The sequence below is a fragment of the Arthrospira sp. PCC 8006 genome, assembly GCF_046480465.1.
In the GTDB taxonomy this organism is placed as follows: Bacteria; Cyanobacteriota; Cyanobacteriia; order Cyanobacteriales; family Microcoleaceae; genus Limnospira; species Limnospira platensis.
Genome location: NZ_PKGG01000218.1, coordinates 1 through 8,672, shown reverse-complemented (window position 1 = coordinate 8,672; position 8,672 = coordinate 1). Strand labels below are relative to the sequence as shown.

Sequence of the window (8,672 nt, the reverse complement as noted above, 5' to 3'; positions counted from 1 at the left end):
CATCACCACCCGGAGGGGAAAATTCAACTCTTCCGGGCGATGATTCAAGCCTCCGGCGCAGTTTAACAGGACAGCGCCCCGGCAAATATCGGGATAATTTACTGCTACCATGAGACTAAGCAGGGCCCCAATGGAGTTACCGACAAAAACTGCAGGTTCTCCCACCTGTTCACTCCAGAAGTCCCGGAGCAATTCTTCCCATAGGTCCAAAGTATAATCAACGGCTGGTTTCCCAGAAGCCCCAAAACCCAATAAATCTAAAGCAAAGACCCGATATCCTCCGGCTGCTAAAACGGGGATATTTTGTCGCCAATGACCAATCGAAGCCCCAAACCCATGGACTAAAATCAGGGGTTGGCCTGTTCCCTGGACTGTATAGCGGATGGAGTGATTTTTCCAGGTCCAATCGAGAGACTCCAAACAACTAGGGACATTTACAGACGGTTGGGTTGCGGTCATATTATGAACTTTTGTAAACTCTGTAGTTCCATCATATAAAAATTCGGTTGCTCAAGTCTAAAAAAGGCGATCGCTTTTCTATCCGGTGTGATAACGGGACGAAAAACTGCAAAACCTCCTTTCCCTGTCGGTACTAAGAGGCTTTACAGTTATTGAGAACAAAGCCCATTAGGGCTCCGCTCTATTGGGGTTATATCTTCCATGCGCCGGGGTCTTAACTCACAACGGAGCCATAGGACAGTCCCGGAGCCTACAATATACAGTATATTTCAGATAATGAGAATTGTCAAGTTAATGAATCACAGTCCACTTTCAGAAGAAATCCAATCAGCCCTTAAAGAAGCATTGTCAACAGTAAGGCTGCAACCCTACCTGAGAGTAGCTAACGGTCAAATAGACCAGGCGATCACAATTTATCAACTCAATGTTCAACTCTGTGGGGCAATTTATCCCAGTATTCATATTTTTGAAATTACTTTTCGCAATAAAATGAACCAAGTTCTAACCAACAGATATGGAGGAGATTGGTATTTAAACCCAGATGTAATCATCGGGTCTTATGAATCAGAATCAATTGACAAAGTACGAAATGAACTGAGACGATTAAAAAAACCTTTAGTTATGAACAAAATAGTTCCCCGTCTCACCCTAGGTTTTTGGAGTAGCTTGCTTATCAAAAAGGAATACAAACAAATCATTTTTGACCAATGTATTCAAGAATTTTTTCCCTATGCTCAACCTAGGGAACGAAACTTTGCTACAATCGCGCCAAGTTTCCGAGACAAAATTTTGCGTTTGAGAAACAGAGTTTTTCATCATGAACCTATCTGGAGCATCGATTACAATGTTGAGGAAAAATACCAATACTTATGTCGGGTGTTGAGATGGATGAGTCCTGAAGTCCACGAATGGCTCAAGACTTATGATAATTTCCCCGAACAATATCGATTTTTTCAATAAAAATTACAGACTATCACAGAGCAAAAAAGGGATATGATTAGACTAGAAGATATAACTCGTGGTACAATTATTAAAGGGATTTTGCCGAGGGAAAATGTCACGGTTATTGATGCCAATTGGTGTAGTAGCGATGTGATTGAATTGACTTATAAAGATAGTCGGGGGAAACCTAATAATCAACTACTATTTAGGAGTGACCAAGAAACCTTAGAAATTGTGACTGATGGACAGCCTTGGAGTTTTAACGGAGATGGTGCTATATTTAGGCTGGTGTCGGAAGCGCACCGCATTCGCCTCGCCCATTTGTTTGACCCTCGGCTGGCTGTTCATACTTCTTTGGTGGAACCTCTCCCACACCAAATTGATGCGGTTTATAACCAAATGCTGAACCGTCAACCTCTGCGGTTTCTGTTGGCGGATGACCCGGGGGCGGGTAAAACTATTATGGCGGGATTATTTATCCGGGAATTGCTAATTAGGGGGGATTTACAAAAGTGTTTAATTGTCTGTCCGGGGAGTTTGGCGATACAATGGCAGGATGAATTATATCAGAAGTTTCACCTACCTTTTGAAATTTTAACGAACGATCGCCTTGAAGCAGCCCGCACCGGAAACGCCTTTACAGAAATTCCCCTATTGATAGCACAGTTAGATAAACTTAGCCGGAATCCCCAATTACAGGCGAAACTCAACCAAACTGATTGGGATTTGGTGGTAGTTGATGAAGCCCATAAATTGTCGGCTTCCTTTTTTGGGGGGGAAATTCGGGAAACTAAACGCTACAAATTGGGGAAACTTCTGTCGAGTTTAACCCGCCATTTTGTGCTGATGACCGCCACGCCACACAATGGAAAGGAAGAGGATTTTCAACTATTTTTGGCTCTGTTGGATGGCGATCGCTTTGAGGGGAAATTTCGGGATGGTGTCCATGTCTGCGATACCTCGGACTTGATGCGTCGTCTGATTAAAGAAAACCTGCTAAAATTTGATGGTCGCCCCCTGTTTCCGGAACGTCGCGCCCACACCGTAGAATATCGTCTTTCGGAGTTGGAAGCGATTCTATATAAACGGGTCACCGACTATGTGAAAGAAGAATTTAACCGCGCCGATACCCTCACCCAAAAAGGACGTAAAGGAACCGTAGGTTTTGCCTTAACCATTCTCCAGCGTCGTCTGGCTTCCTCTCCCGAAGCCATTTGTCAGTCTCTGAAAAGGCGGCGCGATCGCCTCCAAAAAAGACTGCGGGAAGAACAGTTACAGCACCGAGAAATCAACGCCAAACTCCAATGGGGAATGGTGATTGATCAACAAGATATTGACGATGATTTTGAAGACGCAGCCAGTAGCGAAAGGGAAAACATCGAAACCGAAGTTGTGGATCTAGCGACCGCTTCTCGGACTATTCAGGAATTGCAAACAGAAATCGAACATCTGCGCCAACTGGAAGATTTAGCCCAACGGGTGCGCCAGAGTGGGAAAGATTGTAAATGGGAACAATTATCCCAGGTAATTGAGGGGGAATTTTTTACCCCCAAACCCCACAATAGCGACGGGGAAATAGCACCGAAAACCTTGCCGAAACTGGTAATTTTTACCGAACATCGCGACACCCTTAACTATTTGCGCGATCGCATTAGAACCCTGTTAGGTCGTCGAGAAGCGGTAGTTACCATTCATGGAGGTATGGGACGGGAGGAGCGCAAAAAAGCCGAGGAAGCCTTTAAACAGGATGTTAATATCCAGGTATTGGTAGCCACCGACGCAGCCGGGGAAGGAATTAACCTACAACGGGCTTATCTTATGGTTAATTATGACCTACCTTGGAATCCCAATCGTTTAGAGCAGAGATTTGGGCGCATTCACCGGATCGGACAGACGGAAGTTTGTCATTTGTGGAATTTGGTAGCGGGGGAAACCCGGGAGGGGGATGTATATTTATCCCTGTTGCGGAAACTAGAAATTGAGCAAAAAGCCTTGGGGGGTCAGGTGTTTGATGTGTTGGGAAAAGCGATCGCCCAGGTAGAATTGCGGGAGTTACTCATTGAGGCTATTCGCTATGGCGATCGCCCTGATATCAAAGCCAAACAGCAGCAATTAGTTAGCGATCGCCTCAACCGGGAATATCTGCAAAAACTGATCGAAGAAAAAGCCCTCGCGAGGGACTCCCTAGACACCACCAGAGTCCAAGCCATTCGCGAAGACATGGAAAGGGCGCAAGCGCGGAAACTCCAACCCCATTTTATCGGTTTATTTTTCCAGGAAGCCTTCACCCGCTTGGGGGGAAACCTGCGCCCCAGGGAACCCCAACGCTATCAAATTACCCATGTTCCGGCGGTCATTCGTCATCGCGATCGCCAAATTGGACTCGCTGAACCTATACTTAACAGTTATGAGCGCATTTGCTTTGACAAAGACCTGATCAGCGTTTCGGGTAAACCCATAGCCGACCTGATTTGTCCGGGTCATCCCCTCCTTGATGCTACCCTAGACCTGATTTTAGAACGTCATCGGAATCTCTTGCGTCAGGGGACTATTTTAGTCGATGAAAACCCCAACTCTCAGACCGAGAGAATCTTAGTGTATCTTGAACATAGCATTCAGGATGCGCGCACCGACTCCAACGGACAGCGCCGGTTAGTTTCCCGTAGGATGCAATATGTAGAACTTCCCTGTAATCCGTTTACCGAGGACTTCCCCACTGTTTCGGAAGCTATTAATGGGGGATATGCGCCTTATTTGGACTATCGCCCCCTCACCGAAGACGAACAAAAGGCGATCGCCCAGATTTTACCCAGCCTCACCTTCCCACAGGACATCGAAAAACAGGCGATTAACTACGCCATCACCCACCTAGTCCAATCCCATTTGGCGGAAGTCCAGAAACCCAAACAGGAACTTATTGATAAAACCCTAGCAGCGGTAAAAGACCGACTCACCAAGGAAATTAACTATTGGGACCAAAGAGCGGTAGATTTGCGCCTTCAGGAGCAAGCCGGGAAACCCAACGCCAAACTTAACTCTACCAAAGCCCAGCAACGAGCCGATGAGTTAGCCACCCGCCTAAAAAAACGGCTCAGTGAACTCGAACTAGAAAGAAAACTTTCCCCTCAGCCGCCCCTGTTGGTAGGGGTAGCTTTAATCATTCCCAGCCACCGTCTGGCAGCCCGACAACCCCCCTCGCCGAAGATTTCCGACACTTTTTCCCAAAACCGGAAAGCGGTGGAATTAGCGGCAATGGAGGCGGTTATGCAGCAGGAAAGGAAGTTAGGCTATGAGCCGCGAGACGTTAGCGCCCAAAAGTGCGGTTATGATATCGAGTCTGTCATTCCCGAAACCGGACAATTGCGCTTTATTGAAGTGAAAGGACGCATTGAGGGGGCGCAAACGGTGACGGTAACAAAAAACGAGATTTTGACGGCTTTTAACCGACCTGATAGTTATATTCTAGCATTGGTGGAAGTTCCAGGCGATCGGCTGCGCTATGTGCGCCAACCGTTTCAACGAGAGCCCGATTTTGCCGCCCACAGCATTAACTACAATTGGCGAGACCTATGGGGACGGGGGGAAATTATGGACAATTGATAGCCCTCACCCCAAACCCCTCTCCCAAGGGGAGAGGGGCTTTGAAAAGTGCCTCACCAATCCACCGAAACCCTATAATTAATAATTGTAGGGGCGGGTTCTGCTGTCAATTCTCGGACCCCACCGGGATATAAATAAACCCGCCCCACCCCACCGGAAAAAGGTATAGCCCTCACCCCAAACCCCTCTCCCAAGGGGAGAGGGGCTTTGAAAAGTGCCATCACAGTCGGGGAACTGCTATAATCGRTTCCGGCTGTGAATGCTTGGACYCCACCGGSATATAAATAAACCCGCCCCACCCCACCGGAAAAAGGTATAGCCCTCACCCCAAACCCCTCTCCCAAGGGGAGAGGGGCTTTGAAAAGTGCCTCACCAATCCACCGAAACCCTATAATTAATAATTGTAGGGGCGGGTTCTGCTGTCAATTCTYGGACYCCACCGGSATATAAATAAACCCGCCCCACCCCACCGGAAAAAGGTATAGCCCTCACCCCAAACCCCTCTCCCAANAGGGGAGAGGGGCTTTGAAAAGTGCCATCACAGTCGGGGAACTGCTATAATCGATTCCGGCTGTGAATGCTTGGACTCCACCGGGATATAAATAAACCGCCCTCTGTGGCTGGCAATTCTCCCAGAGTAAATAGATTTGTGCGTTGGTTGACCCAAATTATGATATTTTGGGGGATTAGTTAAACACAGGTTGCTATGACCTACCGCAAGAAACTCATCGAAGTCGCCCTACCCCTCGAAGCCATTAATATGGAGTCGGCGCGGGAGAAGTCTATTCGCCACGGACACCCTTCGACCCTGCATTTGTGGTGGTCGCGAAAACCTTTGGCTACAGCTAGGGCGGTGCTTTGGGCTTCTTTGGTGGATGACCCCAGTAGTTGGCCGGAAAAATTCCCCACCCCGGAAGCACAAACCCAGGAAAGACAACGCCTTTTTGATATCTTAGCCCGAATTGTGGTCGATACGGATAACAAGGGGAAACAAAAACAGGTGGTGCGGGGTTTGGTGTCTTGGGATGATATCAAAGACCCCCAGGTTATTCAAGGGGCGCAAAGGGAGATAGCCCGCTGTTTGGCTTGGGGACGGGGTGAGAAACCCCCCACGACGGCGGAAGCTGTCCGAGACTATATCGCCCAGTATGCGCCGCCCGCCTATGACCCTTTTGCGGGAGGGGGGTCTATTCCCTTGGAGGCGCAACGGTTGGGGTTGGAAGCCCATGCTAGTGATTTGAACCCGGTGGCGGTATTGATTAACAAGGGGTTGATTGAAATTCCCCCTAAGTTTGCGAATTTACCGCCGGTGAATGGGGATGATAGAAAACGGACTAGGTTGGAGTCTTGGCACGGCGCGCAGGGGTTGGCGGCGGATGTGCGATATTATGGAACTTGGATGCGAGAAGCGGCTTTTAACCGGATTGGGGATTTATATCCGCCGGTGGAGTTGGGAAATGGGGAAAAAGCTACGGTTATTGCTTGGTTATGGGTGCGGACGGTGACTTGTCCTAACCCGGCTTGTGGTTGTCAAATGCCTTTGGCGAGTAAGTTTCACCTTTCCACGAAGAAGGGAAAGGAGGCTTGGGTTGAGTATGCCATTAACCGGGAAACTAGCCCCCCCCAAGTTGATTTTGTGGTGAAGACCGGGGAGGGAAAACCACCGGAGGGGACGGTTAACCGCAAGGGGGCGGTTTGTCTGGCTTGTGGAGATTCTGTAAAGTTGGATTATGTGCGCTCAGAAGGTCGTGAGAAGCGCATGGGGGCTCAATTAATGGCTATTGTGGCAGAAGGAAAGAATGGCAGGATTTATTTACCACCCACCAAACAACAGGAAAAAATTGCTTTTTCCGCTCAACCTACATGGAAGCCGGACACTGAGTTAGTGAATAATTCTCGTCACATGACTCCTGTTATTTATGGCATGACAAAATATGCTGATTTATTCACCTCCCGTCAATTGGTGGCTTTAACTACTTTTAGTGATTTGGTCGGGGAAGCGAAAGATAAGGCGTTTCAAAATGCCCTGGCTGTAGGGTTATCTGATGATGATATTCCCTTGAATGATGGCGGCAATGGCGCTAGGGCTTATAGTGAAGCGATCGCAATTTATTTAGCCTTTGCTGTTGATAAAATAGCTGATTATAACAATAACCTATGTACTTGGCATATTAATCGAGAAGGTATTGGACACTTATTTACAAAACAAGCAATTCCTATGGCGTGGGATTTTGTAGAAGCAAATCCTATAAGTGATTCTAGCGGTAGTTTTAATGGTTCAATTAATTGGGTTTTAAGAGTTGTTGAAAATGCCAAGACAGAAGTAGAGGGAAAGGTATTTCAACAGGATGCTCAAGTCAGCCATAAAAACGACGACATCCCCAAAATCATCTCAACCGACCCACCCTATTATGACGCTGTACCCTATGCAGATTTATCGGACTTTTTCTATACATGGCTGCGTCAATCTTTGGGTGAAATTTTCCCTGATATTTGCAGCACCCTGTTAGTGCCGAAAGCTAATGAAATGGTGGCTGACCACTTTCGGCATGGTAGCAAACAAAAAGCCAAAGACTTTTTTGAGTCCAGCCTGATAAAAGTGTTTCATCGCCTCTATAAACTGAATCATCACGATTACCCATTAACCGTTTATTATGCCCTGAAACAAACAGAAACCGACGATAAAGATAAGGTTGCTTCTACGGGTTGGGAAACCATTTTAGAAGGGTTAATGCAGGCTAACTTTAGCATTGGTGGAACCTGGCCGTTGCGAACCGAATTGAGTAACCGCATGAGAGGACAGGCATCAAACGCCCTAGCTTCTTCTATATTGTTAGTGTGTCGTCCGCGTGGGGAGAATGCGCCGAAAACCACGCGCCGCCAATTCCTCAAGGAAATCAAAAGAGACCTTCCCCAAGCCCTAAAGACATTGCAACAGGGAAATATCGCCCCGGTTGACCTAGCCCAAGCCAGTATAGGACCAGGTATGGCGGTATATAGTAAATATAGCGCCGTTTTAGAAAGCGATGGCAGCCAGTTAACAGTCCGTAGCGCCCTGCAATTAATTAATCAACTCCTGGACGAATACCTGAGCGACCAAGAAGGGGAATTTGATAGCGATACCCGTTGGGCGTTAACATGGTTTCAACAATACCAATATAACCCCGCACCATATGGGGAAGCGGAAACCCTTTCCAAGGCGAAAAACATCAGCATAGAAGGCTTAGAAACCGGGGGAATTTTAACCGCGAAAGCCGGTAAAGTCCGGTTGCTGAAAAGGGAGGAATTTCCCCAGGACTGGACTCCCACGAAAGAGGCGCGTCTTCCCCACTGGAGACTGGCGCAAAACCTAATTCAGCGACTCCTAGAAAAGGGAGAAATGGGGGCGGCGGAATTGCTGTCGAAGCTGAAACAACAGGAAACGGAGGTAGAAATAGTCAGGGACCTAGCCTACCGTCTGTATAACCTATGCGATCGCAAAGGTTGGTCATCGGAGGCGATCGCCTATAATAGTCTAGTAGTATCCTGGCCGGAAATCACCCGTTTATCTAGTGAGTATGCAGCCAAGCCCACACAAGGACAATTGTTCAATAATTAATAATAGTAGGGGCGGGTTCTGCTGTCAATTCTCGGACTTCACCGGGATATAAATAAACCCGCCCGACCCCACG

Annotated in this window: 4 protein-coding genes; 3 read left to right on the top strand and 1 reads right to left on the bottom strand. The window is 47.6% G+C overall.

Translation table 11 applies throughout. From position 1 onward, the window contains the following. On the bottom strand, positions 1-459 hold a 459-nt coding region (locus B9T16_RS22650), incomplete at its 3' end, for an alpha/beta fold hydrolase (protein ID WP_410245843.1). A gap of 294 nt (positions 460-753) precedes the next feature. Between B9T16_RS22650 and B9T16_RS22645 the strand changes: the two genes are divergently transcribed. From B9T16_RS22645 to B9T16_RS22635, 3 genes are all read left to right on the top strand, one after another. Further along, the gene (locus B9T16_RS22645; protein ID WP_410245842.1) at positions 754-1,419 is read left to right on the top strand and encodes an Abi family protein; all 666 of its coding nucleotides are present in this window, start codon (positions 754-756) and stop codon (positions 1,417-1,419) included. Positions 1,420-1,452: 33 nt separating this feature from the next. Next, complete coding sequence (locus B9T16_RS22640; RefSeq protein WP_410245841.1) at positions 1,453-5,001, top strand: helicase-related protein; 3,549 nt, start codon at positions 1,453-1,455, stop codon at positions 4,999-5,001. A gap of 706 nt (positions 5,002-5,707) precedes the next feature. After that, positions 5,708-8,599 (top strand): DUF1156 domain-containing protein, encoded by a 2,892-nt coding sequence (locus tag B9T16_RS22635; RefSeq protein ID WP_410245840.1) that lies wholly within the window; start codon positions 5,708-5,710, stop codon positions 8,597-8,599. Positions 8,600-8,672 lie beyond the last annotated feature (73 nt).

What these genes read in the sequence shown, in the direction of transcription:
- B9T16_RS22635 (WP_410245840.1), top strand. Translation starts at nt 5,708, where the DNA reads ATGACCTACCGCAAGAAACTCATCGAAGTCGCCCTACCCCTCGAAGCC.
- B9T16_RS22640 (WP_410245841.1), top strand. Translation starts at nt 1,453, where the DNA reads ATGATTAGACTAGAAGATATAACTCGTGGTACAATTATTAAAGGGATT.
- B9T16_RS22645 (WP_410245842.1), top strand. Translation starts at nt 754, where the DNA reads ATGAATCACAGTCCACTTTCAGAAGAAATCCAATCAGCCCTTAAAGAA.